Origin of the sequence: Edaphobacter lichenicola, from assembly GCF_014201315.1 — a bacterium.
Classification (GTDB): domain Bacteria; phylum Acidobacteriota; class Terriglobia; order Terriglobales; family Acidobacteriaceae; genus Edaphobacter; species Edaphobacter lichenicola_B.
This window is the reverse complement of record NZ_JACHDY010000002.1, coordinates 173,057-198,952: the sequence shown is the minus strand read 5'-3', so window position 1 is coordinate 198,952 and position 25,896 is coordinate 173,057. Positions and strand designations below refer to the sequence as shown.

Here is a 25,896-nt window from a genome sequence, read left to right as displayed (position 1 = left end):
TCTGTTCCTATTCCGTCTTTTTCTTGTTTCGAGCTTTGATCTTGAACCAGATCGGGCTTCCGATAAACCCGAAGTTCTCCCGGATCTGGTTGCCCAGAAACCGCTCGAAGGAGAAGTGCATCTTCACATCCTTATCGGTGAAGAGCACAAACGTCGGAGGAGCAACCGCAGCCTGCGTCATGTAGTAGATCCGGACGCGCTTGTTCATCGGCACGCTCGCTTTTTGGAAGTCTACCTTCTCTAGAAAACGGTTCATCTGGCCTGTGGTTACGCGCTTCCGTCTCTCACGCGCGACCAGCTCTACCTTTTTGAACACAGACTCTATGTTTTTTCCGTCGGCTGCAGAGATAAACAGCAGCGGGGCGTAGTCGAGGTACTTCAACTTATCCCGAACGTCCTGCTCGTAGAGCTTTTGATCGGCGGGCGGCTTGCCATCGAACAGGCGCATGCCATCCTTACCGGTGCGAGTCATCAGATCCCACTTGTTGACAACGATAATTACACTGCGGCCACTCTCGTGCGCGTAACCGCCGATGTTCGCGTCGAGCGCGGCAACGCCCTCTGTCGCATCGATGATCAGCAAGGATACGTCTGCCGCCTCCAGATGTTTTCGGGCCATGATGACTGATAGCTTTTCGGCCATCAGCTTCGTCTTGCCCTTCCGGCGAATTCCTGCGGTATCGACAAAGCGGAATGCATGGCCGTCGCGCTCCACCACCTCGTCGACTGCATCGCGAGTGGTTCCTGCAATCGGTGAGACGATGGCGCGCTGGGTTCCAGTGAGAGCATTCAGAAGCGTGCTCTTGCCGACGTTTGGTCGTCCGATGATCGCGATCTTCGTCTCGCGGCTCTCATACTCGCCGTGCGATCGGAGCATACGTGGGCGCCTCGGTGCAGTAACCTCTGACGCTTCCGTCATAAGGGTTGCCGCTGGAGAGATGGAAAAGTCCGGGCCCGTCTCATCTTCTTCCGCTTCGTCGTTTTCTGTGAGCATCACCTCGGGCTCTTCGATGAGTTCCTCTGACTCGGGCAATACCTCGAAGACCGCATCCAGCAGATCGCCCATTCCTGAGCCGTGTTCCGCTGAGATAGGGAGCACATTTCTGAATCCGAGTCGGCGGAAGTTCTCCGCCTGCGACTGCATCGCATCGGTGTCCATCTTGTTTACAGCGAGAAACACCGGTTTTCCGCCGCGCAGAAGCAGTCGCGCAAGTTCGAGATCGGGCGAGGCCAGCTCGGTGCGGCCATCCACGACCATCACAATAGCATCGGCCTCTTCTAGTCCAACCTTCGCCTGTCGGAAAATCTCGGATGGGATCAGAGCTTCGTCGTCCGGTACGACGCCGCCCGTGTCGACGATTCTTGCTGCACGGTTCATCCACTCGATCTCGCCATAGATGCGGTCGCGGGTAATTCCCGGCTCATCACCAACGATCGATCGACGCGAACCCGTCAGACGATTGAAGAGGGTGCTCTTACCCACATTGGGACGGCCACAGATTGCGATCAACGGCAGTTCGCGAGCGTCGGCGCTCTCGGTTTCGGTGACCATCTGGGAGGCCAGCAACTCGATATCCCGCCAGTCGTCGTCAATTCTTTCGCGACCTGCGACGTTCGCCGAACGTGGCGTTTGTCGCCCGACGATTCCGTCCGCGGGTCTCTCCAGCTTTGGACGGACTACTCCCGCGGGCTTTTTTGGGGTCGCTCCGTCGGGACGGATCGCCTTCCGCTTCTCCCGGTCGGGGGACTGTTTGGTAACTCGCGAAGCTTTGTCGACGGCAGCGCGCTTGGTCGAAAGGATCTTCCGCTTTCGCGGATCGACCGCCCCGGTGGTTGGGGTGGACTTCGCGGCGCGACCCTTTTTGGGCCGTGTGCTGGCCTGCCTGTGCTTTTTGCCTAACCGCTTTCTATCGTCTTTCTGAGCCACGGAACGTCCAACTTTCTCCCGCGCACGCATCAGGCGGCCAGGCTTATTACGCTAATTCTTCGCTTCCCCCTCTATTATAGAAATTGCAAAGCCTCTGTGCCGCCGATCCTCAAGCAAATCGCCTTGTCTACGACCGCTCCCATCTCGATTACGCCCGCGAAGCCGGAGAATCTGCCGAATCTTCACGATTTCTTTGCTCCCGGCGGCATCTTGTCTCGATCTTCGCTGGCATTTGAGCATCGTCGAGGGCAGTACGACATGGCAAGAGCTATTGAATCCGCTTTCAAGGAGAAGCGTCACCTGATTGTTGAAGCTGGGACGGGGACGGGGAAGACGCTTGCGTACCTTCTGCCTGCCCTACGGCTAGCCCGAGAGCGGGGCCAGCGCGTCATCATCTCTACGGGCACCAAGAATCTGCAGGAGCAGCTTTATTTCAAGGATGTTCCCTTTCTTGAATCTCTTCTTGGTCCGCTCAAGGTTTGCTATATGAAGGGGCGCGCCAACTACCTTTGTCGGCACAAGCTCTATGCGCTCAGGGACAACCCTCTGCTGAATGGTCTCGAAGAGATTGATCAGTTTCATCAGATTGCGTCGTGGGAGAAGACGACTGAGACCGGAGATCGCGCTGAGCTCGATCATCTTCCGGAGTCCTCCGCCTTGTGGCATAAGCTCGATGCTCGCACCGAGGTTTGCCTTGGCCAGAGCTGCCCGGACTGGGAGCGTTGCTTTGTCACCGGGATGCGGCGCAAGGCGGTTGAGTCGGACATCGTCATCGTCAACCATCATCTTTTTTTTGCTGACCTGAACATCAAGCAGCAGGCGGCGGGCGCACCTGATGCCGGTATTTTGCCTGAAGCTGCTTGTGTCATCTTCGACGAGGCGCATGAGCTGGAAGAGATTGCCTCGAATTACTTCGGCATTGGACTCTCTACTCAGCGCGTTGACGAGCTCACACGCGATGTAGAGATGATGCTCAAGGCAAAACAGGCCAGCACGTCAGCGATCGAGAGCGCCTGCGCTACGCTCAAAGACCGCTCGCGCCTGTTCTTCTCTGTTCTCCCGACAGACCCGATGGGGATGCCGAATAGCGGGGGCCGCATGCCATTCCTCCACCGCGAAGCTTTTCTGGAAGAGAGTGGCGATACCTACACGGCCACCCTGAATGCGCTTACTCGACTCGAAGGCGAACTCGATCATCTCAAGAATGTTGAAGAAGCCTCTGGTTTACGCAAGCGTGCGGCTGATATTCGCGCTCACCTGGCGTTTTTGCTCGAATCGACCGACCGTAACACCGTCTTCTGGATTGAGCGCCGCATCGCGGGTGGGGTGCGGAACTTTGCGCGCGGAGCAGGGCAAGCGAGCTTTCACACGCATCTGCAAGCGACTCCCATTGATGTCTCCGAGTTGCTGACTACGTCGCTCTTCGATAGCTATAGCTCTATCATTCTCACTTCGGCGACGCTTACCGTCTCGGGAGGATTCGACCACATTCGCAAACGTCTCGGCCTTACTACGGCTCGAGAGTTGGTTGTGCCTTCGCACTTTGACTACGAAAAGCAGGCCTTGCTCTATCTCCCACCCAATATGCCGGACCCGCGCGAACCAGATTTTCCGGAACGCGCCGCCGAACGCATCCGCCGGGTACTTGAGATTACGAAGGGCCGCGCCTTCTGCCTCTTCACCAGCTATGCGCAGATGCGCAACACTTACGAGCGACTGCTCGTCGAACTCCCTTATCCGCTTCTGTTGCACGGCACTGCGCCACGTCACGTTCTGCTGCAACAGTTCCGCGATACACCTAACGCGGTCCTCTTCGGCACCTCCTCCTTCTGGCAGGGAGTCGACGTGCAAGGCGAGCAACTATCCTGCGTCATCATTGACCGCCTTCCGTTTGCAGTTCCCTCCGACCCGATCGTCGAAGCGCGCATGGAGGCCATCGAAGCACTCGGCGGTAAACCTTTCTTCGACTACCAGATTCCCAACGCCGTGATTACCCTCAAGCAGGGCTTTGGTCGTCTGATCCGTTCGCTCAACGATCGGGGTGTTCTCATGCTCCTTGACCCGCGTATCCAGCGTCAGCGCTATGGCCGAATCTTTCTCGAGTCTCTCCCGCCCTACCGGCTCACGCAGGAGATTACAGACGTCGAACAGTTCTTCGAGCGCCCCGCTTGACTCACTCGATCGATGCGTAGAGCATAGTCCGGTGAAGCCACCCACACTCACCGCCCTCGCTCTATTCCTGGCTACTCTAGCGCCTATGACCTTGCTGCAGTCACAGAGCCCGTCCTCTGCGCCCGCTCTTGTGAACGGCTACCAGCCCACCTGGTGGAAGGAGGCGGTTGTTTATCAGATTTATCCGCGATCCTTCAAGGACTCAAACGGAGACGGGATCGGCGATATTCCCGGCATCACCTCGAAGCTCGACTATCTGCAGAAGCTTGGAGTTAACGTCATCTGGCTCAGCCCACACTACGACTCGCCCAACGCCGACAACGGCTATGACATCCGCGACTACCGCAAAGTGATGGCCGAGTTCGGAACTATGGCTGACTTCGATACGATGCTTGCCGGTATCAAGCAGCGCCACATGCGCCTGATCATCGACCTCGTCGTCAACCACACCTCCGATGAACACCATTGGTTTGTCGAAAGCCGCAAATCCAAAGACAATCCTTACCGAGACTATTATTTCTGGCGTGATGGTAAACCCGGCCCCGCTGGCTCGAATGGCAAGCCCACAATGCTGCCACCTAACAACGATCCGTCGTTCTTCTCCGGCTCTGCATGGCAGTTCGATCCCACGACGGACCAGTACTATCTCCACTACTTCGCCGTCAAACAACCAGATCTCAACTGGGACAATCCCAAGGTTCGCGAAGAGGTTTACAGCCTTATGCGATTCTGGCTGGACAAGGGCGTCGATGGCTTTCGTATGGACGTGATTCCGCTTATCTCGAAGAATCCGGCCTTCCCGGACCTGACTCCCGACCAACTCCACAACTACGGCAACGCCTATGCCAACGGGCCCCACATGCATGACTACCTGCAGGAGATGAATCGCAACGTCATGGCCAGGTATGACGTGATGACCGTAGGCGAAGCTCTTGGCATCTCCCTGGAACAGACTCCGCTCATGGTGGGGGACAATCGCAACGAACTGAACATGATCTTCAACTTCGACGCTATCCGCTCTAACCGCGATGGCATCAAGCTGAAGCCCTTCGATCTGCTCACGCTCAAGGCGATCTATGCCCGCCATGCGGAAGTGCTTGGCATCCATAGTTGGGATACGGTCTTCCTCTCCAACCACGACAACCCGCGAATCGTTTCCACTTTCGGCGACGACTCTCCTGAGTTTCGCGTTACTTCTGCTAAATTGCTTGCGACGATGCTGCTTACTCTCCGGGGAACGCCGTTCCTTTACCAGGGTGATGAACTCGGAATGACCAACTACCCTTTCCGCAGCATTAATGATTTCGACGACATTGAAGTCAAGAATGCTTATAAGGCGAACGTTCTGACTGGGAAGGTCCCCGAAGAAACTTTTATCACCGACCTTCGGCATACGAGCCGGGACAACTCGCGAACTCCGATGCAGTGGGACGGATCTGCGAATGGCGGCTTTACGACGGCAGCTAAGCCCTGGCTTGCGGAAAACCCAAACTATACCCAGATCAACGCCAGCGTCGAGGTAGCCGACCCGAATTCTATCTATAACTACACTCGGAAGCTGATCGACCTTCGCCATGCCCACCGGGCCTTTGTCTATGGTGAATATAAAGATCTTGACCCCGAGAACAAATCCATCTTCGCCTACACTCGCACTCTTGGTTCGGATCGATATCTCGTCGTCCTGAACTTTAGCTCAGGCCCGGTGGCCTACACCCTACCCGCCAAAGTGAAGGTGGACTCCCTTGTCCTGTCGAATCTCGACTCTGCGGGTCTTGTTACCGATACCTTCAATCTTGCAGGCTGGGAGGCTCGCATCTACAAGCTGAGGTAAATTCGTGCGTATCGCTCTCACCGTAAAATAGGACTACTCGCATGGGACGCAACCTCTATATCCTCGCTGGCAGTCTTGTCTTGTTTGCTTTCATCTCTTGCGGCGTTGCATACACGAACATCGCCCAGCAGCCTGGTTCGCCTGGCGATGCCTCTCTCTGGCGCACCATGGGCCTCGGCCTCTTTGTCGTTGGTCTGCTCGTCGCGCTCGCTGGCATCCTGTCTTCGCTCTTTGAACAGGCTGAGCGCCGCGACGAAGAAAGCCGCCGCGCCAAACGCCGCCGCTAGCCCCACCTTTCCGCGCAAAACGGTACAATCGAAGAGAGGCTGCCGCCACGTCCTCAGCCCACTCTCACTCCTCCAGACGCGGCACTGAAAGACCGAAGGGATTCCTAGACTCATGTTCGAAGTAACTGTAGAAGCCGGCTTTTCTTCCGGCCACTACCTCCGCAACTACCGAGGCAAGTGCGAAAACCCGCATGGTCACAACTATAAAGTCTTCGTCACGCTTGTTGGAGAAGAGCTTGACGAAGCTGGGATGCTACTTGATTTCAAGCTTCTTAAGCAGGTGATGCGCCCTACTGTCGACTATCTTGACCACTTCATGATCAACGACCTTGCGCCCTTCGACAAAGAGATCAATCCCAGCGCCGAAAACCTTGCCAAATACTTTTACGAACAGACAAGCAGTCAGCTTCATGAGATGACCGGCGGACGCGTCCGCGTGAAGGACTGCACCCTCTACGAGACCGACACTAGCTTTGCCCGCTACTACGAGTAGTGAAACTCATGGGTTTGGCCCACTCTTCCCCCTTTGCCATTGAAGTATTTTTCACGAAATGCATTTAATCGAACTTTACAAATCCGTCCAGGGCGAGTCTTCCTTCGCTGGCCTTCCATGCATCTTTGTCCGCCTTGCAGGCTGCAACCTTCGCTGTGCCTGGTGCGACTCCGAGTACACCTTCTCGGGCGGTAAGGCCCACACTGCCGATGAGATCGTCGCGCAGATTGAAGCTCTTGCTCCGTGTCGTCTCATTGAGTTTACGGGCGGGGAACCCATGCTTCAGGCGAAGGAACTCCTGCCGCTGATGGAGCGGCTGCTGGCACAAAACTACACCTTGATGATGGAGACCAGTGGCGAGCGTCCTTTGGCGGATGTTCCCAAGGCGGTTCACAAAATTGTCGACGTGAAATGTCCCGGGGCGGGCAGCGCAGCCAACAGCTTTCGCATGGAAAATCTCGACGCCCTCACGAAAGATGACGAGATAAAGTTCGTGATCTCGGATCGGGCAGACTATGATTTTGCACGCGACTTCATCCGCACTTACGCTCTCCATGAGAAAGCCGGCCAGATCCTTTTGAGCCCCGCCTTCAATAAGGCTCCTAGCTTGCTCCGAACAACCGACAACGCCATTCTCGATCCCCGCATCCTCGTCGAGTGGATGATGGCCGATGGAATTGACGCTCGTTTGTCACTACAGATTCACAAGTTCATCTGGGAGCCGATCAAGAAAGGCGTCTAGCTCGAATCAGTTCAGCAGGGCCAGCGAACACAGCGATGTGATCATCGTAATCAGCACGACCGTCTCGTATCCGTGTCCTTTTTTGTCGCGGGTCTTAGGCTTCATCTCGGACTTCATCTCGAAGACCCGGGCATTCTTGCTTTGTCGCTCGGGCTTCGGTTGCTTTCGCATCGTCCTCCTACAACACTCGACTAAAGGAATCCAAGCGGCCATCACCGCAAAGAAAGCGATAGTCACCACAACTGCAGCAGTGTCTTCAGACATGTCAGTCTCCTTCCTTGCATTGAGATAGTGCAGGCGCTCGTAAGTTCGTTACAAGGGGCAGGCTGTTGCTGCGATACCATTCCCCATGCGTCTCTTTTTCATTCTCCTTTTGTCCGCGATGTTGAGCGTGTCTGCAAATGCCTGTTGTCCCTCCCCGCTTGCTCCAATCCTCACCATCGATCAGCACCTGACCGATCTCATTGATATTCCGGACAAGACCTCGATGCCTATCGAGATCAAAGTGGTGGTCATCAACATGTTTGAAGTAGGCGCCGATACTGGCGATGCGCCTGGCGAGTACCAATATTGGGTTGAGCGAGAACACCTCGATACGGTTATCCCCTTTCCCGCTGGCTATCACGACCTCCGACTCAATGAAAAGAACGGGATTCTCGGCGTGCTGACTGGCGTCGGAACCGCCCGCACTGCCGCTACTATCATGGCGTTAGGTCTGGACCCGCGCTTCGACCTTACGCATGCCTACTTCCTCGTTGCCGGCATAGGCGGCATCGACCCTCGTATGGGTTCGCTCGGCTCTGCAGTCTGGTCTGATTACATCGTCGATGGCGACCTCGCCCACGAGATCGACGCTCGGGAGATTCCCAAAGACTGGTCTACGGGATACGTGCCGCTGGGCAAATCCACGCCGTATGAACAGCCCCGTGCTGCGAGGTTTGGTGACGACGGCAACATCTATCACCTCAACACCTCTCTGGTTGACTGGGCCTTCGCACTTACCAAGGACACGCCGCTTCCGGATACACCGGCAATAGCGGCTCGCCGCCAGCAGTACGCCGAAGAAGCGGCACATCGCGCTCCTTTTGTTTTGCGAGGCGATAATCTTTCCGCGTCGACCTTCTGGCATGGCAAACTGCTCAACCAGTGGGCTCGGGATTGGGTGAAATATCAGACTGATGGCCACGGCACCTACGCGATCTGCGGCATGGAGGATACGGGCACCATGCAATCGCTCACCTGGCTTGCTCATGCACACAGGCTCGATATCAACCGTGTCCTTGTACTCCGAACTGCGTCGAACTTCGATCAACAGCGGCCTGGAATCACCGCCGCCGAAAGCCTCGGCGAAACGAAAGTTCGCCAGTACAGCGCGTACCTTCCCGCGCTCGACTCCGCTTATCGCGTTGGCCGCCTTGTCGTGGATAACCTGGTTGCCAACTGGCCGCAGACTCGTGACCACATCCCCGGCGGCACTGGCCCGGTAAAATAGGCTCTGGAGCCTACACTGAAGATCCTTGTCCTCTCTCCGCACCGCGATGACGCGGCTTTCTCGCTCTCGCTCGCCATGACTCATTGGCTCACCGCGCGCCATACGGTCACTCTGCTGAATGTCTTCACGCGCAGTCGCTATGCTCCTTATTCGGATGCGGCCTTTGTCCACGAGAATGATGAGCTTTCGTACGTCTCGGCCATGCGTCTGCGTGAAGACGAGCTTTTCCTCCGGCGGGTGAAGGAGTCCTTGCCGAAGGGGCTCAAGAACAATCTTCACATGCTTGATCTGAACCTCAAGGACGGGCCAATCCGGCTCAGAGTGCCGCTCGATCAGTTGTGTGCGACTCCGGTCAACCCTGCCGATCCGTCTATTGAAAAGATTCGTAAGGCTCTCGCCCGGCAATCCGAGCTAGGGGCGATGGAGGCCCTTGTCGTCCCGGCGGCTGTGGGCAACGAAGTCGACCACCTCACAGTACGTGAAGCTGCGGTGCCGTTTGCTGCGTCGCTTCCAACTGCTTTCTATGAAGACCTGCCGTACCTGGCTACCGATGCCTCCGCTTCTGATGACCTCGAGGCACTGAGAGCGACTGCATCTGAGCTTGGCAGTCCGCTTACCGCGGTTGTCCTTCATGCGGGCGAAGCTACAGACGACGCGATCGTTCGCAAGCGAAAGCTGGTTCTCAATTACGCATCGCAGATTGATGACGAAGCCGGCGCCGTCATCAGCGGCTTTGCTGCCAACTATCACGGTGGTGAACGCCTCTGGGCGAATCAACCCTGGCTCACCTGCTTCGCCTCGGAGTGAGTTGGTTTGGCGGACGTTGGTAGATGTTGCGATCTAACCAACATTTTCTAGCCCAGCATCTTTCTTACTACTCGGCGGACTGTCTCGGTGACCATGCCGTAGACGACATAGGTGGCCATCTCGCTGGTGCGCTCGCGGGTGGTTTGATCTTCTGGTGCAGCCGAAAGACCTAGCGCGGGCAGTGCTGTGCCGTGAGTGAGGGATGTGAGTGCCATTCCGAAGCCTGCGCCATCCTTTGCTGTAGATTGCGGGTAGTACTCGGCGAGGGCTCCGTAGGCAGCGCCGGTTAGTGCTCCAAATCCCCAGTGGAGCCTCTCTGCAGCGATCTCCTTTTGTGCGGCTGCCAGCTCATGTCCGGCCAGCTTCTCGGCCAGCAGGGCGAATGGTTCCGGCTCTCCGTGAGTGCGTGGGGGATAGATCTTTTCGGCAAATGACTTTGCTGCTGTTGCCACCAGGCCGCCAATCAATCCTGCCAGCAGGCCTTTCGCCAGCGACTTTGTTACTGGTTTCTTCTGCGAGCGTTTCATCCGTTGAACCTCTTCTGAATTTATCTAGCTTACGATGCGCGCGAGGCTCCTTTGGGGGTGTTGAACGCAACATCTTTCAACGCCATCACGCAAGGTAAAGGCGCTGCACGAATGCAGCGCCTTGGTGATGCGCTTCGCTGAGAGTTATTTCGATTCGACTTTTTCGTGCCAGGAGTGGGCTTGTTTGAGGGCGTTGTTGACGTTGGTGATGTTTTCTACGCCGGTGGTGTTGAGCCAGTCTTCGAAGGCCTTGGCGCCCTGCTTGGCGTAGATGGCGATGCCGTCCTTCCAGGTGGCGCGGCCGCAGAGGACACCGTTGAAGCTGGTACCGGATTCGACGGCCAGCTCGAGGGTCTCGATGAAGACGGGGTTGGAGACGCCGGCCGAGAGATAGATGAAGGGCTTGTGGGTCATGGTGGCGGCGTCGCGGAAGTGCTGCAGGGCCTCGGCTCGGGTGTAGGCCTTCTCTCCCTTGAAGGACTTGGTGCCTTCGACGAAGGCCATCTCGACGGGGACTTCGACCTTGAGGACGTCGACGTGGTACTTCTCTTTGCCGAACTCGGCCATGGAGCCGGAGACGATCTCGGGCTTCTTCTTGGCGTAAGCTATCGACTTTTCGTCTCCTCCATCGGCGTCGTAGCCGACGAACTCGAGGAAGAAGGGGATGTCGTGGGCGATGCATTCAGCGCCGATGCGCTCGATCCACGCCTGCTTGAGATCGTTGACGGGTGACTTCTCGTAGGGGGTGTAGTAGAGGAGGATCTTGATGCAGTCGGCTCCGGCTTCTTTGAGGCGGGCTACGCTCCAGTGGTCGAGGAGGTCGGGCAGGCGGCCAGGGGTGGTGGCATCGTATCCGGTCTTCTCGTAGGCGAGCAGGAGGCCCTTGCCGTTGCGGTGCTTGGAGGCAGGGAGGCCGAACTCGGGGTCGAGCAGGATGGCGGAGGCGTATCTGGTGAGGACCGAGGTGACGAGGGTCTTGAACTCCTCGAGGTCGTGGGCGTCGGCGGCGGCTCCGCGCTCTTTGGCGAGGGACTTCTGAAGGGATCCGCGCTGGTCCATGGCGGCGGCGGCGATCACGCCACGATGGTCGGAGACGGCTTTGAGGCCGGCTAACTTTCCTGGGGTCAACTTGATCATGGGGTGCTTGTCTCCTGAGACGGTTCGAGTGATGGAAGGACTACGAAGGGCCATTTTACACAGCGGAGGATATCTTCGGCGTGAAGCGCGAGGCCGGGTGGAATCGATGGGAATCTTCCCGCATTTTTGATACGGGAAGGCGGAGTTGGTTACGCATGGGATGCTGTCTGGGGGAACTCGGCGTCATTGCGATCTGGATTCGGCGGGGTGGCGGCTTCGAGGAGTGCGGCGTTGCCGGAGGCCATCTGCAACGCAGTGAGCAGCTGTCCGGCGCGCCTGGTGCTGAGCTCTCCGTTGGCGATGGCGGTGATGACGAGGGACAGGGCAGACTGAACGGACCTGCGGTCTGGCACGGGCGGCAGCTTGAAGTTGCGGTTGGTGCTGGGCAGGGCTGGGCGACGGCGCTGGTGGAGGTGTTGATGGAAGTAGCACCAGACTTTGCCGGTGAGGGCTGGGGATTGGCACCGGTATCCGTTGGGCTTGAGGTGGCGGCAGAGTGGGAATGGCATGTGTCCTCCGGGGGGGACCCCCCTCCTATTACCCGCGTGTAAGTTGCTTCTTTTGCGGGAGATACGGAGGGTGGCGGGCTGTAAAAACGAGATAACAAAAGGGTTGGCTGCAGATTCCTCTTAACAAAGGGGTTACGGGTTGACGTTTAAATAGAAAAGCCCCGGGAGCGGCCCCGAGGCTTTGTGTTCCGATGCTGCTTATAGTTTATCAAATGCGGGGGAACTCATGCGCCACGCGTAAGTTATTGTGCGGTTTTGGTTTAGCCGGGATTGGGACTTGACAGGTTTTTCGGGTCTTCTGTGAAGATGTGTCGTTTTGCGGCGGCACAAGGACTGCGCTGGGGAAGGTCTATTCCTCCCACCCATCGCAGAGAACGCGATGGATGGGGCACCCGATCGGTTCGGGTTGGGTGAGAGAGAACATGGCTTCGTGCGAGCCTTGTCACTTCGCGGGTATGGGTGGAGAGCGGATTTGCTGTTGGTGTGGAGGAACCGCAGATTCCCTTCCGGAATGACAAACAAAAGGGCACGCCAGACTCTACCTCAACTGCTACTTTGCTCTAGTGGCCGGAAGGGGCGTGTGAGGGGTGCCTGGGGTCCTGGTCTATGTCTTTGCGGCGGGAGGCGAGGATGCCGAAGAGCGCGATGTAGACGTAGCAGACGGCGGGGATGATGAAGGCGTGCTGGACGCCGACACGGTCGGCCAGGTGGCCTTCAGCTAGCGGGAGGATGGCGCCGCCGACGATGGCCTGGACGAGTAGGCTTGAGCCTTTGCTGGTGAGTTCGCCGAGACCGGCGAGGCCGAGGCTGAAGATGCTGGGGAACATGATGGAGTTGAAGAAGCCGATGGCGAGAACGCTGTAGAGGGCGACGGGTCCTCCGGTGGCCATGGTGGTAAGGACGAGGCAGAAGGCGATGAAGGCTGCGGCTGCGAGGGCTTTGCCGGTGCTGATGTAGCGGAGGACGTAGGATCCGATGAAGCGGCCGATCATGGCTCCGCCCCAGTAGAAGGAGACGTAGTGGGCGGCGGTGCGCTCGGGGAAGCTCATGATGTGGGGCAGGCCGAGGTAGTTGATGAGGAAGCTGCCGATGGAGACCTCGGCGCCTACATAGACGAAGATGCCGAGTGTGGCCATCAGAAGATAGGGCTGCTTCCAGATGCTGCCGGCGGCGCGGCCGACGAGCTCGCCGGGGCGGAAGTCGCGGGTGAAGTCGGTGGTGGGAAGCTTGATGAGACCGATGGCGACGGCGAGAACGAGGAGGGTGAGAGCGATGCCTAGATAGGGCAAGCGGACGGAGGATGCCTGCTGCTCGCGATAGGTCTGGAGGGCTGCGGTGGAGAAAGATTTGAGAGTCTCGGGCGAGGCCTGGATGGCGCCGAGGATGAGCGCTCCACCGAAGAAGGGAGCGATGGTGGTGCCGAAGGAGTTGAAGGCCTGGGCGAGGTTGAGTCGGCTGGCCGCGGTGGCCGTGGGGCCGAGGTTGGTGACGTAGGGGTTGGCCGAGACCTGGAGGCAGGTGATGCCGGCAGCGAGGATGACGAGGGCAGAGAGGAAGAGCGGGAAGGACGCAGTGCTGGCGGCGGGAAGGAAGAGCAGCGCTCCGCAGGCCATGACGATGAGACCGATCACCATGGCTTGTTTGTAGCCACGCCAGTCGACGAGTTTGCCGGAGGGCATGGCGAAGATGAAGTAGGAGGAGAAGAAGGCGAACTGGACGAGCAGAGCCTGCCCGTAGTTGAGGCTGAAGATGCCTTTGAGATGCGGGATGAGGATGTCGTTGAGACAGGTGAGAAAGCCCCACATGAAGAAGAGTACGGTGGCGATGCTCATGGCGCGGACGTCGGTGGCCTGGGGGTCGCGGGTGGTGGCGGTCTGCTGGGTGGTAGTTATGTTCAAGGTTTTCCCTGCCTGTGCAAGTGTGTAATGTCGGCGTCACAGATTCTACAGGTTTGGAGTGCGGCGATGGGGATTTGGTGGCAAAGAGCTGCACATTCGGCTAGGTGATGTCCTGCCGGACGGGCCCACTGCGCGTGGGGCGGTCACTTCGTGACTTGTATACCTTTTTGCGGTGGGTAGACTGCGCCGGTCCTCCCGTTGGTCGGGATGTGCTTACGCTTGGCCTTCCTGGTCCAGGATCTTGCGTTGCGCGGCTAGAAGTTCGTGGATGCCCTTTTCGGCGTAGTCGAGCATCTGGCCAAGCTGGGTGCGGGTGTAGGAGTCGTGCTCGGCGGTGGCTTGCGTTTCGACAAGGCCTCCGTTGGCCAGCATGACGACGTTCATGTCTACGGCGGCGCGGGAGTCTTCTTCGTAGGCTAGGTCGAGCAGGATGTTGCCGTCGACGATGCCGACGGAGGTGGCGGCTACCATTTGTTTGAGTGGGGACGTTTTGAGGGTGCCGGCTTTGACCAGCTTGCCTAGAGCGAGGGCGAGCGCGACGCAGGCTCCGGTGATGGCTGCGGTGCGGGTTCCGCCGTCGGCCTGGAGAACGTCGCAGTCGAGGATGATGGTGCGCTCGCCGAGAGCCTTCATGTCCACCACGCTGCGGAGGGAGCGGCCGATGAGGCGCTGGATCTCGTGGGTGCGGCCGCCGACTTTGCCGCGTTCGCTCTCGCGTGCGGTGCGGGTGAGGGTGGCTCGAGGGAGCATACCGTACTCGGCGGTGACCCAGCCGCGGCCGGAGTTGCGGAGCCAGCCGGGGACGCCCTGCTCGATGGTGGCGTTGCAGAGGACGCGGGTGTTGCCGGACTCCATGAGGACGGAGCCTTCGGCCATGGCTATGTAGTGAGGGGTGATGCGGACCTGGCGGAGGGCGTCGGCGGGGCGGTGGTCGGGGCGGAAGAGCTGGGGGGAGGCGGTGGTTACGGTGGTTACGGACATGGGGGAATTATAGTTGCGGGGTTTTTCGCGGGACGGGAGGGTGGCGTGTGAGTCCTTTGGGGGAGTGTTCCGAAATGGGATTGGTTCCATAATGGGAAGCCTGAATTGGATTGGTAGTTTGTTGTGGATTTTGCGCGAGTGGGGGATTTCGAGTTCGTTCGTTCTCATATTGGGACGGTGCCCATCTGGATGGAGGAGATGGGTTGGAGGCATTTCGGATTGATGTGGAATCACTTAGGAAGGGAGTTCCAGTTTGGCACTTGAAGTGATTACAGAAGTGCATCTGCTAGGTTACTAAGCAGGAGAATGGTGGATTTACGGAATGCAGGCAATGCAGAGCAGTACTGCCTCGGGGCCAGAGATTTATTCAGGGAAGTTTGCAGCGCTTCGCCACGTGACACGCCAGATGGGTCTTGGTGGGTCGGCGATGCCAACGGTGCGTAAGACGGTGGATGCGCCTGCTGCGGAGATGGCGGCGATTGTGGGTGTGGCGGAGGGCGCGGGACTGGCGCATGACGCGGGGAATCTGCTGGGGGCGCTGAGTCTTTATTCGGATCTGCTGGCGCTGCCCGGAGTGCTGCATGAAGAGCACAAGGAATATGCCAACGAACTGAGGATGTTGAGCGATCGCAGCTGGGCGATGATTGACCGGCTGGTAAATCACGCGCGTGCGGGGCGCTCGACGAAGGTGCAGGGTGAGTTTGCCGTGCTGCCGGATGTGGTGGATCGGTGCAGAGGGTTGTTGAGCCGGGTGGCCGGGCGGACGGTGGAGATCTCTTATGGCGTGGGTGCGTTTCAGGCGGTGAAGGTGCCGGTGGAGTCGGTGGAACGAATTCTGACGAACCTGGTGAAGAATGCGGCGGAGGCGACGCCGTGGGTGGGAGCGATCTCGATCCATGTGGAGGGCGTGCTGCAGCAGGCGGAGAACGAGGGCGAGGAGCCGCGGCGCAGGGTGGTGATGACGGTAAGCGATCGTGGTTGCGGGATGGATAAGGCAGCGGTGCGGCGGTTGATGCAGACCGGCGGGATCTCTTCTGCAAACGGGCGGGGGCTGGGCTTTCGCGTGGTGCGGGAGCTGGTGGCTATCTCGGGTGGAGCTCTGGATATCGAGAGCCAGCCGGAGGTGGGGACGAGCATCTCGGTGGAGTGGAGTGCGATGAAGCGGTTGGACGCTGTGGTCGAGCAGGAGAGGTTTGAGATGGAAGGGCTGGAGATGGAGAGAACAAGGATGAATGATTCGGGAGTGAAGACGGTAGTGCGGGGAGAGGCTGGATGGATCGCATGTTGAGGACGACAGGTTTCGAGACGGCGGGAGCCGGAGTCAGTGGAGGTGTTTCGATGTTGAGCGAGAGAACGAATGGCGAGCGAATGAGAGATGACGGAGGCGCGGATTCGCCGTCAGGAGTGCTGGTGGGCGTGTCGCCGGTCTCTGCGCCGGATGCGAGAGCCCATGCGGTGAGCTCTGCAGAACATCTGGGGCTGCTGCATGTGCTGGTGGTCGATGATGATGAGGCGGTGCGGAAGGCTTGCTGCCAGATTGCTGCGGGGATGGGGTTTGAGGTAGTCGGGGCGGAGAGCGCTACGGCGGCGCGGGCGATCCTGAAGCAGAGGCGGATAGATCTGTTGCTGCTGGATCTGAAGTTGCCGGGTGGTGGCGGGCTGCCGTTGCTGGAGCAGGTGAAGGCACTGCATCCGGACATGGCGGTGATTGTGATGACGGCGTTTGCTACGGTGTCCTCTGCGGTGGAGGCGATGCGGATTGGTGCGGGAGATTATCTGACCAAGCCGTTTGCGCTGGAGGAGCTGACCGCGGTGCTCGAGCGCACGGGGCAGCAGCTGCATATGGATGTGCAGAGCCGGCAGCTGCGCGAGAGGCTGAGGACGCAGCAGGGAATGGGCGGGCTGGTGGGCCGGTCGCCGGAGATGGAGAAGCTGTATCGGATCTTGTCGAAGGTGGCTTATTCGACGCATCCCGTTCTGATCCTGGGTGAGAGTGGGACGGGCAAGGAGCTGGTGGCACGGTCGATTCACTTCAATGGGCCGAATGCGGCGAAGCCGTTTGTGCCGGTGGACTGCGGGTCGCTGGTGCCTACGCTGATTGAGAGCGAGTTGTTCGGGCATGTGAAGGGAGCGTTTACCGGGGCGGATCGCGCGAAGGAGGGGCTGCTGGCCTCTGCCGAGGGCGGGACGGTGTTTCTGGACGAAATTGGTGAACTGCCGCTGGATCTGCAGGCGAAGCTGTTGCGGGCGCTGCAGGAGAAGGAGGTTCGGCCTGTAGGGGCGACGCAGGCGAGGCCGATCTCGGCTCGGGTGCTGGCGGCGACCAATCGTGATCTGGCGACGATGGTGGAGCAGGGGAGGTTTCGCAAGGATCTCTACTTTCGGTTGAACGTGGTGAATCTGCGGATTCCTCCGCTGCGGGATCGGCGAGACGATATTGCTGTCCTGGCGACGCACTTTTTGAAGCAGATGGAGAAGGAGACGGGGGTGGTGCGAAGTTTCTCGGACTCGATGCTGCGAACGATTGCGGAGTATGACTGGCCGGGCAATGTGCGGGAGCTTGAGAATGCGATAGAGCGGGCGTGCGCGCTGTCGTCGGGCCCGGTGCTGCATCTGGGCGATCTGCCGACACAGCTGCAGAACTTTCGTATGCAGCAGGGACCGGCGATCCACGCGACGGAGGAAGATGAGCCCATGCGGAGTGAGGCGATGGGCTCTTCGCAGGACGGGATTGTGTCGATTGCCGAGATGGAGAGGCAGGCCATCCTGGGGACGATTCGGCAGTTGAAGGGCGATAAGCTGATGGCGGCGAAGCTGCTTGGGATCGGTAAGACGACGCTTTACCGGAAGCTGAAGGAGTATGGGATTACCGAAGGGATGGGGGATTAGAAGACTGGTCCTGCCGGACGGCCCACTACGCTAGGCCACCCCACAAACGAAGACCTGTTTGTGGGGACCCCGGTTCGGGCGGGCGTTCGCACGCCTTTTTAAAGCTTCGCCCGTTCCTCCCGTTGGTCGGAATCAACTTCTCCTCCGACCAACGGGAGGACCCTTGTTGATGAGGTGACACGACCAGTATACGTGTCACGAAGTGACCGCCCTCCGCGCAGGAGGCCTGTCCGGCAGGACGGTTTCTATGCAGCCTCTTAGAGATAGAATCAGGCGAAGGCAGGTGCGCGAATGGAATGTACTCATCTGAATCAGATTCGTAAGGTAAAGCCGTCAGCTAAAGGCTGCGAAGAGTGTTTGAAGATTGGCAGTAGCTGGGTGCATCTGCGGATGTGTCTGGAGTGTGGGCATGTGGGGTGCTGTGATTCGTCTTTGCACAAGCACGCGACCAAGCATTTTCATACGACTCAACATGCGATTATGCGGTCGATTGAGCCGGGCGAGAGCTGGGGCTGGTGTTATGTGGATGAGATGGAAGTTGATGTTGTGTGATTGAGAGGCTAAGAGGCCTTGTCTTTGAGTAGAGATCGAATTCCTGACTGAGCAGCTTTTACGAATAGAGGAAGCCGATGCGATCCGCGCGACGGGTATTCACCATCACGGCCGAAATCGTGGTAGTCCTATATGCGCTGGTCTGCGGGGCATTGTTCGCATTTCAGCGTTCGCTGATCTACTATCCGCAACCAAGGTCCAATCGCGAAGCGAGCACCTTAATGACCCTTCAGGTCGGAACTGCGACAGTCCAAGTGTCCACCCATCCCCACGCTGGGTCCGCTGCGCTCATCTATTTTGGAGGGAATGCGGAAGATGTTTCGTTGGATATTACGGATATTATCGATGCGTTTCCTGGCAGAGCCATTTATGCACTTCACTACCCGGGCTACGGCGGAAGCTCCGGCAGTCCGTCACAGCAGGCCGTCTTCGCCGACTCGCTGGCGCTATTTGACCGAGTGCATGCCGAGCATCCAAACATCGTAGTTATCGGGCGAAGCCTTGGGTCCGGCGTCGCCGTCTGGATAGCCAGTCAGAGGCCCCTCGCGCGCTTTATCCTGGTCACACCCTTCGACAGTCTCGGGGACGCCGCCGAGGAGCAGTATCCTTTCGTGCCAGTACGCTGGCTATTGCGCGATAAGTTTGAATCGTGGAGATACGCGCCTCAGGTGACGGCTTCAACTCGGATCATCGTCGCAGAAGACGACGAGGTAATTCCACGCTCCAGCTCCGAGCGCCTGCGCACACGATTTCGAGAGGGCATTGTTTCTTATGTTGTCGTGCCCAAAGTTGGGCACAATACCGTCCAGAACAACCCAGGCTATTGGGTTCTTCTGAACCAGTGAATAGGGACAATTGCTCTGCACGTTCCCTGAAACGGGGTTATAGGTAACTTTGGTTGCCACAGAGTTCAAATTGACCCACTACCGATGATTGGGAGGAGCAGAGATGTTCTTTCGCTGTAGGGCCATGGCCTCTTCCTGGCTGGGTGATGCGGCTGCCGCGATTTTGCTATGCTGAACGCATCCTTTGTAAGAGAGAGAGTAACGAACGATGTCAGAAGAAGCGGTAAAGATTACGGTTCGGCCCAATGGTCCGCTGCGGGTTGAAGGACATATTGTTTTGAAGGATGCAGATGGCAAGGAGTGGGATCTGACCGGGAAGCCGGCGATCTCGCTTTGCCGCTGCGGAGCTAGTGAGAAGCGGCCGTTTTGTGATGGATCGCATAATCGAGTGGGCTTTCAGTGCGCGGCTGGTCCTGGAGCAGTTCTGACCTAGTAAGAGTGAGATTGACCACGATCCTGTTCGTGTGCGGAAAGAATCGCCGCCGAAGTCCAACGGCGGAGGAGATCTTTGCCGGGATGGATGGGATCGAGGTCAGCTCTGCCGGCACCAGCGTCGAAGCAGAGTGTCCTGTGAGCGCGGATTTGCTGCAGTGGGCCGATAGAGTGTTTGTGATGGAACAAAGACAACGGCGACACCTGCACGCTCATTTTGCTTCCGTCTTGAAGGACAAGAAGATTGTTTGTTTGAATATCCAGATATTTACTCGTATATGCAGCCTGAACTCGTCGAGATACTTCGGAAGAGGGTACTTCGATACTTACGCGGGTGACAGGGTGCTCGAACGTGATTTCACTTTGAGGGTTGAGCTTGATGAAGATTCGCGGCTGCTGTGCTTTGGTTCTTTGCGGATGGTTGATGGCTTCGGTGGCTGTGGTGGGGGCGCAGGAGGCGCAGACCGCGGAGAAGCATTCTGCGATTACGCTGCCGGTGGGCGCGCTGGACGCGTATGTGGGGCAGTATCGGAATGAGGTGGAACCCGATGTGGTGAGCTCGGTGTATCGCGAGGGCGACAAACTCTACATCGAAGGCGAACGGCGGGCGCGATTGGAGCTGCAGGCTGAGTCGGCCGATCATTTCTATGCGCGTGGGCTGCGGGTTGTGTTTGCGCGGAGTGCGACGGGTAAGGTGTCTGGTTTGACCAGCACGTTTGGCGAACGTGGGGAGCGAGGCGTTGAGACGAAGGAAGAGCGCTTCAGCCAGGCGGGGATGCGGTTGAATCATTTCCGGGAGTACACGCGCAGTGAGGCGATGATTCCGATGCGGGATGGAGTGAACCTGCATGTGGTGATTCTGCGGCCGGCGGGGTCGGAGACGAACGGGGAGGCGTTACCGTTTTTGATGCAGAGGACGCCGTATGGGACTTCGTGGGCGTCGTCGGCTGCAGTGAATGGCAGCAAGCCGGAGCTGGCGGCGAGCGGATACATCTTTGTGTTTGGCGATATTCGCGGACGGTACGAGTCGGAGGGGAAGTTTGTAATGAACCGCGCGATCGTTGCGCATACGACGAAGAGCGATGTGGATGAGACGACCGATACGCGCGACACGATCGACTGGCTGCTGAAGGGTGTGCCGAATAATAACGGCAAGGTGGGAGTACTGGGAGTGTCGTATCCGGGATTTCTGGCGATGTCGGCGGGGATCGAGGCGCACCCGGCAGTGAAGGCGATCTCTCCGCAGGCTCCGATGACGAATGTTTGGATGGGAGACGATTTTTTTCATAACGGGGCGTTTCGCGAGACGTATGGCTTCGACTATGTGCAACAGTTAGAGGCACAAAAGACGGATGCACGGGTTGAGAGCAAGGAAGACACCTACGATTTCTTTTTGCGCAATGGGAACTTCGCGGGGGCTGCGGATGCGGCGAAGATGGAGAACCTGCCGACGGCAAAGATATTTCTGACGCAGCCTGCTTATACGAAGTTCTGGCAGGACATGGCGGTGGAGAAGCATCTGACGAAGGTGGAGGTGCCGACGCTTGAGGTGGGAGGTTGGTGGGACCAGGAGGATATGTGGGGGACGCAGGCGGAGTACGCCGCGTTGAAGCCGCATGATACGACCGGTGAGGTGTTCATGGTGTTGGGGCCGTGGAACCATGGTGGGTGGGGGCCGACGACGCGGCATCTTGGGGTGCTCGATTTGGGCGCGGCGACTGGGGATCAGTACAGGAAGACGATGGAGGCTCCTTTCTTTGAGAAGTATCTGAAGGGGCGCGCTGGGTTCGACCTGACCGGCGTGGCCAGCTTCAGGACTGGTGTCAATAAGTGGGAGCGGTATGAGGCGTGGCCTCCGAAGCAGGGGTTCAAGGAGGCGGAGCTATTTTTGAATGCTGATGGCGCGTTGTCGAGGAACGCGCCTGCGGCTGCGGGAGATGGGAAGGCTGCGGTTAGCTACAGCGCAGATCCGGCGAATCCTGTGCCGTATCGGAATCGACCGATTCAGTCGACGTATGGAGATGGGTCGAAGTGGCGGACGTGGCTGGTGGAGGATCAGAGATTTGTGAGCGGGCGGAAGGATTTGGCGAATTTTTCATCGCCGGTGTTGGAGAAGGATGTCACTGTGACGGGAGATGTCATTGCGGATCTGTTTGCTTCGACGACAGGAACGGATGGCGATTTTGTGGTGAAGCTGATCGATGTTTATCCGGAGGATGCGCCGGCTCCGATGGCGGGATATCAGCTGATGATTGTGGATGAGATCTTTCGCGGGCGGTATCAGAAGAGCTTTGAGACGCCCGAGGCTTTGACGCCGGGGAAGGTGACTGAGTACAAGTGGAGTCTGCATGGTGCGGATCATACTTTTCTGAAGGGGCACAAGATGATGGTGGAGGTGCAGTCGAGCTGGTTTCCTCTGTACGATCGGAACCCGCAGACGTTTGTGCCGAATATCATGACGGCTCCGGCGAGCGCGTATCGGGGGCAGACGGTGACGATTTACGGATCGGAGGAGTATCCGTCGCATCTGGAGTTTTCGGTTCCTGACGGGGATTGAGTCGTGGTGGACGGGGGTGTCGTGGCGATAAAGACGATTAGCAGCCGGGAGGTCTATCGGAATCCGTGGACCAGGGTGCGCGAAGATGTGATCGAACGGGCGAATGGCAAGCGTGGGATCTATGGGGTCGTCGACAAGGATCCCGCTTGCATTGTGATTCCGCTGGAGGTGGGAGCGGAGGGCGAGTTTGTTTATCTGATTGAGCAGTTCCGGTACACGGTGGGGGCGCGGCACTGGGAGTTTCCGCAGGGCGGGTGGGAGTTGGCCGAGGTGGTGCCGGAGGAGTTGGCGCGGGGAGAGTTGCTGGAGGAGACCGGGTTGACGGCGGAGCGTATGACGCTCCTGTCGACGCTGCAGATCGCGTATGGAGTGATGAATCAGATGCAGCATGTGTTTCTGGCTGAGGGGTTGACGATGGGGAAGCCAGACCCAGATGCGGAGGAGAGCGATCTGGTGGTGAAGCGGGTGAGCGTGTTGGAGTTGGAGGCGATGATTCTCCATGGCACGATCGTGGATAACTGCTCGGTGGCAACCTGGGGTCTGTATAGGCTCTGGCGAGAGCGACGGGAGCTGGATCTGCGGCGGTGATGGGGTTACGGGCAGAATGTTGCTTTGATGATTGCGGACTCTTGATGTGATGTTTGCATCTAAGAAGCTACTATGGCTCTGCGATTGAAGATGGCTCTGATTATTTTCTCTCTTGGCAGTCCTGTTGCGCTTTGCAGTTCTGTTGCGCTTGCGCAACAGGGAGCCGCGGCGAACGTGCCCGGGAGGCAGTCCCCTGCGCAGGAGGTGGTTGTGCTGCGGAATGCACGGGTGATTGACGGGACGGGTGCGCCGCCGCGGGAGCATGTTTCGTTGTTGTTGCGGAATGGAAAGATTGAGCAGGTTGGTGGAGTGGAGATGGCTGCGCCGGCGGGAGCGCAGGTTCGGGATCTGACGGGAAAGACCGTGATGCCGGGGTTGATCAGCGCGCACTCGCACCTGGGTTTGCTGGTGGAGGATGCGGAGTCTTCTGCGACCGGGTACACGCGGGAGAATGTGACGGCGCAGCTGAAGCAGTATGAGCGATATGGTGTGACTACGATCCTGTCGCTGGGCTTGAATCGCGATCTGGTGTTTGTGTTGCGGGATGAACAACAGGCGGGACGGTTGGGCGGTGCTTCGATCTTTACTGCGGGGAGGGGGATTGGAGTGCCGGATGGCGCGCCTCCGCTGCCTGCTGCGGCGGATCAGATCTATCGTCCGGCAACGGAGAAGGAGGCGAGGCGAGCTGTCGATGAAATGGCGGCGGAGCGTGTGGACATCATCAAGATCTGGGTGGACAAGCTGCATGGCAGGGCACCGGAGATGACGCCGGAGATCTACAAGGCCGTGATTGACGAGGCGCATAAACGGCATGTGCGTGTGGCCGCGCATGAGTATGCGCTGGAGGATGCGAAGCAACTTGTGGCGGATGGCGTGGATGTGCTGGCGCATTCGGTTCGGGACCAGGTGGTGGATGATGCGTTTGTGCGGTCGATGAAGCAGCACCATGTCTGGTATGTTCCGACGTTTACGGTGGATGAGTCGGCTTACATCTATGCGGAGGATCCTGACTTTATGAAGACGGCTTTCTTTCAGCAGGCCGCGGGTTCGAAGCTGATGGCGAAGTTTGACGCGGCTGGATACGCGGAGAAGATCATGCAGGATCCGCAGACGACGCAGCACAAAAGAGACTTCGAAGTGGGGCAGCAGAATTTGAAGAAGCTGTTTGATGCTGGTGTGAACGTTGGGTTTGGAACCGACTCGGGCGCGCTGCCAGGGCGCATTCCAGGGTTTGCAGAGCATCATGAGCTTGCCTTGATGGTGAGGGCGGGGCTTACTCCCATGCAGGCGATAACTGCGGCTACGGGGGAGAATGCGAAGCTTCTGCATGCGGCGGATCGCGGAACCATCGAGGTTGGCAAGCGTGCAGATCTGCTGGTGCTCGACGCTGATCCGCTGGTTGATATCGGGAACACGCAGAGGATCTTTGCGGTGTATCACGATGGGCATAACATCGCCGATCTGCCTTCGCGTGTGAAGTAACTCAGCTTCGCCGTTATTGTGCGGATGCGTTTTCTCCGTAGACGACGTTGTTTGCAGCGCTATCACGGGACTTGATTGGTCGGGTTGTGTTGGCTTTGATTCTTTTGCCCCCAAACCGCCCTTCAGCTTTTCGGCATCAAAAAAGATCACGAAAGTTGTGATTGAAAACATGAACGAATCGATAAGTGATTTGACGGTTCGGAAGCATCGAGGGATGTGGGGTTGGATTTTGATCTCTTTGCTGATTGCGGTCATCGTTCTCGCAGTGATCGGCGAGATTGTAGTTCATCGGGCGATGCCGATTTTGAAGGGGCGCGTGATCGAGACGCTGAGCACTCGCTTCAACAGCAGGGTGGAGATGGAGGGCTTTTCGGTCTCGGTGCGGAAGGGGCTTGAGGTAGCTGGAGATGGGCTGCGCCTCTATCCGCAGGACGAGGTGGTTGCGGCCGGGGCGACGGATCCTCTGATCACGCTTGGCCATTTTTCGTTTCATGCGAGTCTGTCGGGTTTGTTTGTGAAGCCTATGCATGTTGGAACGGTGCATGTTGCGGGCATGGCTATTCACATTCCGCCGCGTGAGATGCGTCAGCAGACGCCAAAGGGACAGCGGCATCTGGGTAAGATTAAGATCCTGGTGGATGAGATTGTGTTCGATGATTCGAAGCTGATCCTCGGGACGATCAAGCCGGGCAAGGAGCCGAAGGACTTCGAGTTGAGCCGCATTGTGATGCGGAATGTTGGGCCGGATGCGCCGTGGAGGTACGATGCGACGCTGGTGAATGCGATTCCGAAGGGAGATATTCATGCGGCGGGAACGTTTGGTCCGTGGAATAACGAGAGCCCGGGAGATTCGACTGTGACGGGAAGATACACGTTTGATCATGCGGATCTGAATACGATCAAAGGGATTGGCGGGATGCTGTCTTCGGTCGGTGAGTTTAGTGGGCAGCTAAACCGGATTGTGGTGGATGGGACGACCGAGACGCCGGACTTTTCGCTGGATACGGCGAATCATCCGGTTCCGCTGCATACGAAGTTTCATGCGATTGTGGATGGGACCAGCGGGGACACGTATCTGCAACCAGTAGAGGCACAATTGGGAGGGTCGGAGTTTACGTGCAGCGGCGCAGTGGTGAATGTGAAGGGCAAGGGGCACATTATTGATTTGGATGTGAACGTGCCGGCGGGGCGGATTCAGGACTTTCTGCAGGTTGCGGTGAAGACGACGCCGGTGGTGATGACGGGGCGGCTACGGATGAAGACCAAACTGCATATTCGTCCGGGGCCGGAGAGCGTGTCGAAGAAGATTGGATTGAAGGGCGGCTTTACGCTTGAGCAGATTCATTTCACCAATCCCGAGGTGGAGGACAAGGTGGATATGTTGAGCCTGCGGGCGCAGGGAGATCCTAAGGCCGCAAAACCTGGTGCGGAGGACGTGCACTCGGAGATGGTGGGAGAGTTTGTGATGGATGCTGGAAGGCTTCGTTTCAGCAAACTGAACTACAGTTTGCCAGGAGCGGATGTGATGCTGGCGGGAGAGTACACGCTGGATGGAGAGCGCTTCGAGTTTGAGGGGAAGGTGCGGACTAAGGCGAAGGTGTCGCAGATGGTGGCTTCGAGGTGGAAGTCGATTCTGCTGAAGCCGGTTGATCCATTCTTCAAAAAAGATGGGGCTGGTGCGGTGATTCCTGTGAAGGTGAGTGGGACGAAGTCAGCGCCGAAGTTTGGGCTGGACCTGCATCACTAGG

At 58.1% G+C, this 25,896-nt stretch carries 24 protein-coding genes; 17 read left to right on the top strand and 7 right to left on the bottom strand.

What is annotated here, in order from left to right:
• Positions 1-7 precede the first annotated feature (7 nt).
• A complete protein-coding gene (gene der / locus HDF09_RS07200; RefSeq protein WP_311718957.1) occupies positions 8-1,927 on the bottom strand; it encodes a ribosome biogenesis GTPase Der in 1,920 nt (639 codons plus the stop codon).
• 123 nt (positions 1,928-2,050) lie between these two features.
• Here der and yoaA point away from each other — a divergent pair, with 123 nt between their 5' ends.
• The 5 genes from yoaA (at position 2,051) to HDF09_RS07175 (ending at position 7,452) form a co-directional block, all read left to right on the top strand.
• Positions 2,051-4,099, top strand: coding sequence for a DNA repair helicase YoaA (gene yoaA, locus HDF09_RS07195; protein ID WP_183763972.1), 2,049 nt, complete (start codon positions 2,051-2,053; stop codon positions 4,097-4,099).
• A 31-nt stretch (positions 4,100-4,130) separates the two neighbouring features.
• Entirely contained in the window at positions 4,131-5,930 is a 1,800-nt protein-coding gene (locus HDF09_RS07190; RefSeq protein WP_311718955.1) for a glycoside hydrolase family 13 protein, read from the top strand.
• Between the two features lie 41 nt (positions 5,931-5,971).
• The gene (locus HDF09_RS07185; RefSeq protein WP_183763969.1) at positions 5,972-6,217 is read left to right on the top strand and encodes a hypothetical protein; all 246 of its coding nucleotides are present in this window, start codon (positions 5,972-5,974) and stop codon (positions 6,215-6,217) included.
• 112 nt (positions 6,218-6,329) lie between these two features.
• A complete protein-coding gene (queD, locus tag HDF09_RS07180) occupies positions 6,330-6,710 on the top strand; it encodes a 6-carboxytetrahydropterin synthase QueD (RefSeq protein ID WP_183763966.1) in 381 nt (126 codons plus the stop codon).
• Between the two features lie 58 nt (positions 6,711-6,768).
• Positions 6,769-7,452 carry a 7-carboxy-7-deazaguanine synthase QueE gene (locus tag HDF09_RS07175; protein ID WP_183763963.1) on the top strand — a complete coding sequence of 228 codons (684 nt, stop codon included), beginning with the start codon at positions 6,769-6,771 and terminating at the stop codon, positions 7,450-7,452.
• Positions 7,453-7,458: 6 nt separating this feature from the next.
• Here the strand turns inward: HDF09_RS07175 and HDF09_RS07170 are convergent, their stop codons facing one another.
• Positions 7,459-7,716, bottom strand: coding sequence for a hypothetical protein (locus HDF09_RS07170; protein WP_183763960.1), 258 nt, complete (start codon positions 7,714-7,716; stop codon positions 7,459-7,461).
• 127 nt (positions 7,717-7,843) lie between these two features.
• On the opposite strand from HDF09_RS07170, the gene HDF09_RS07165 reads away from it, so the two are divergent.
• Together HDF09_RS07165 and HDF09_RS07160 are read left to right on the top strand one after the other, a co-directional pair.
• The gene (locus HDF09_RS07165; protein WP_311718952.1) at positions 7,844-8,944 is read left to right on the top strand and encodes a purine nucleoside permease; all 1,101 of its coding nucleotides are present in this window, start codon (positions 7,844-7,846) and stop codon (positions 8,942-8,944) included.
• A 75-nt stretch (positions 8,945-9,019) separates the two neighbouring features.
• Positions 9,020-9,751 (top strand): hypothetical protein, encoded by a 732-nt coding sequence (locus tag HDF09_RS07160; protein ID WP_221270065.1) that lies wholly within the window; start codon positions 9,020-9,022, stop codon positions 9,749-9,751.
• 47 nt (positions 9,752-9,798) lie between these two features.
• Here the strand turns inward: HDF09_RS07160 and HDF09_RS07155 are convergent, their stop codons facing one another.
• The 5 genes from HDF09_RS07155 to rph form a co-directional block, all read right to left on the bottom strand.
• Positions 9,799-10,278, bottom strand: a complete 480-nt coding sequence (locus HDF09_RS07155) for a DUF1440 domain-containing protein (RefSeq protein ID WP_183763957.1) — start codon at positions 10,276-10,278, stop codon at positions 9,799-9,801.
• Between the two features lie 144 nt (positions 10,279-10,422).
• A complete protein-coding gene (locus HDF09_RS07150; RefSeq protein ID WP_183766079.1) occupies positions 10,423-11,412 on the bottom strand; it encodes a tagatose 1,6-diphosphate aldolase in 990 nt (329 codons plus the stop codon).
• A gap of 152 nt (positions 11,413-11,564) precedes the next feature.
• Positions 11,565-11,924: a hypothetical protein gene (locus HDF09_RS07145; protein ID WP_183763954.1), complete on the bottom strand. Its 360-nt coding sequence runs from the start codon at positions 11,922-11,924 to the stop codon at positions 11,565-11,567.
• Positions 11,925-12,484: 560 nt separating this feature from the next.
• A complete protein-coding gene (locus tag HDF09_RS07140) occupies positions 12,485-13,822 on the bottom strand; it encodes a sugar MFS transporter (RefSeq protein ID WP_260181004.1) in 1,338 nt (445 codons plus the stop codon).
• Positions 13,823-14,035: 213 nt separating this feature from the next.
• A complete protein-coding gene (rph, locus tag HDF09_RS07135; RefSeq protein WP_183763951.1) occupies positions 14,036-14,803 on the bottom strand; it encodes a ribonuclease PH in 768 nt (255 codons plus the stop codon).
• A gap of 331 nt (positions 14,804-15,134) precedes the next feature.
• On the opposite strand from rph, the gene HDF09_RS07130 reads away from it, so the two are divergent.
• The 10 genes from HDF09_RS07130 to HDF09_RS07085 all read left to right on the top strand — a co-directional run bounded on the left by HDF09_RS07130 (position 15,135) and on the right by HDF09_RS07085 (position 25,895).
• Positions 15,135-16,091: a sensor histidine kinase gene (locus tag HDF09_RS07130; protein WP_183763948.1), complete on the top strand. Its 957-nt coding sequence runs from the start codon at positions 15,135-15,137 to the stop codon at positions 16,089-16,091.
• A complete protein-coding gene (locus HDF09_RS07125) occupies positions 16,085-17,692 on the top strand; it encodes a sigma-54-dependent transcriptional regulator (protein WP_406704533.1) in 1,608 nt (535 codons plus the stop codon). Before HDF09_RS07130 ends, HDF09_RS07125 begins: the two co-directional genes overlap by 7 nt.
• Before the next feature lie 291 nt (positions 17,693-17,983).
• On the top strand, positions 17,984-18,244 hold the full coding sequence (locus HDF09_RS07120; protein WP_183763946.1) for a UBP-type zinc finger domain-containing protein: 261 nt from the start codon (positions 17,984-17,986) through the stop codon (positions 18,242-18,244).
• A gap of 221 nt (positions 18,245-18,465) precedes the next feature.
• Entirely contained in the window at positions 18,466-19,089 is a 624-nt protein-coding gene (locus HDF09_RS07115; protein WP_260181002.1) for an alpha/beta hydrolase, read from the top strand.
• Between the two features lie 208 nt (positions 19,090-19,297).
• Positions 19,298-19,522, top strand: coding sequence for a CDGSH iron-sulfur domain-containing protein (locus tag HDF09_RS07110; protein WP_183763940.1), 225 nt, complete (start codon positions 19,298-19,300; stop codon positions 19,520-19,522).
• An 11-nt stretch (positions 19,523-19,533) separates the two neighbouring features.
• Positions 19,534-20,058 (top strand): arsenate reductase/protein-tyrosine-phosphatase family protein, encoded by a 525-nt coding sequence (locus HDF09_RS20665; protein WP_260181001.1) that lies wholly within the window; start codon positions 19,534-19,536, stop codon positions 20,056-20,058.
• On the top strand, positions 19,946-22,078 hold the full coding sequence (locus tag HDF09_RS07100) for a CocE/NonD family hydrolase (protein WP_260181000.1): 2,133 nt from the start codon (positions 19,946-19,948) through the stop codon (positions 22,076-22,078). Before HDF09_RS20665 ends, HDF09_RS07100 begins: the two co-directional genes overlap by 113 nt.
• Before the next feature lie 21 nt (positions 22,079-22,099).
• A complete protein-coding gene (locus HDF09_RS07095) occupies positions 22,100-22,666 on the top strand; it encodes an NUDIX domain-containing protein (RefSeq protein ID WP_183763937.1) in 567 nt (188 codons plus the stop codon).
• Positions 22,667-22,738: 72 nt separating this feature from the next.
• On the top strand, positions 22,739-24,148 hold the full coding sequence (locus HDF09_RS07090; protein ID WP_260180999.1) for an amidohydrolase family protein: 1,410 nt from the start codon (positions 22,739-22,741) through the stop codon (positions 24,146-24,148).
• Positions 24,149-24,317: 169 nt separating this feature from the next.
• A complete protein-coding gene (locus HDF09_RS07085; protein ID WP_183763933.1) occupies positions 24,318-25,895 on the top strand; it encodes an AsmA family protein in 1,578 nt (525 codons plus the stop codon).
• Position 25,896 lies beyond the last annotated feature (1 nt).